The organism is Nonomuraea cypriaca (assembly GCF_015645445.1).
Classification (GTDB): Bacteria; Actinomycetota; Actinomycetes; order Streptosporangiales; family Streptosporangiaceae; genus Nonomuraea; species Nonomuraea cypriaca.
The window spans coordinates 1-591 of the sequence record NZ_JADOGI010000578.1 but is presented as its reverse complement, the minus strand read 5'-3'; the positions used below and the strand labels follow the sequence as shown (position 1 = coordinate 591).

Sequence of the window (591 nt, the reverse complement as noted above, 5' to 3'; positions counted from 1 at the left end):
CCTCGATGTCGTGCGCCCGAGATCCTGGCGAAGAACGACAGGATCAGAAGGACGAGGGCGAGGACGGGGATCACGAGGCCGCTGTTGATCCCGTGCACGATGATGCCGACGACCTCGGGGAAGGGGAGCTCCTCGCTCTCCATGACGGCCTTGTCGAACACGTTGCCGTGCGAGACCCACCTGCCGAGCCCCGCGATGGCCAGGGCGATCACCATCGCCTGGATCACGACCTCGGGCGCGATGACGTACGAGACGATCTTGTTGACGGTTCTCATGAGGCAGGTCCCTTCAACGAGCGTGATCGGATCGTTTCGGCGAGCAGCCCGGCGCCGAGCGGGACGGCGCCGAGGAGATAGGGAGCGCCCGGGTCAGCGGTGAGCGTGCCGAGCAGCGCGGCCACTGCGGCGATCACGCCGGCCGCCGCCGGTATCAGCCCGGCGCGGCCTGCGGCGTACGCCAGCCCGGCCACGCCGGCGGCGGCGGCCCAGAGCAGGGCGAGCAGCGTGACGGCATGCGGCGCCAGGTCGCCGGCCGCTCTGAGTGTCGCCTCCACCGTCCCGGCCGACGCGACGACGCCCAGCAGCGCCATGG

General features: G+C 70.9%; 2 protein-coding genes. Both read right to left on the bottom strand.

Annotation, left to right across the window (positions count from 1 at the left end):
- The coding region (locus ITP53_RS55710) for a hypothetical protein (protein ID WP_207757795.1) at positions 1-275 on the bottom strand (275 nt) is incomplete at its 3' end.
- Positions 272-591 (bottom strand): hypothetical protein (locus ITP53_RS55705; RefSeq protein ID WP_207757794.1); only part of this gene is annotated, 320 nt, incomplete at its 5' end. The genes ITP53_RS55705 and ITP53_RS55710, both read right to left, overlap by 4 nt.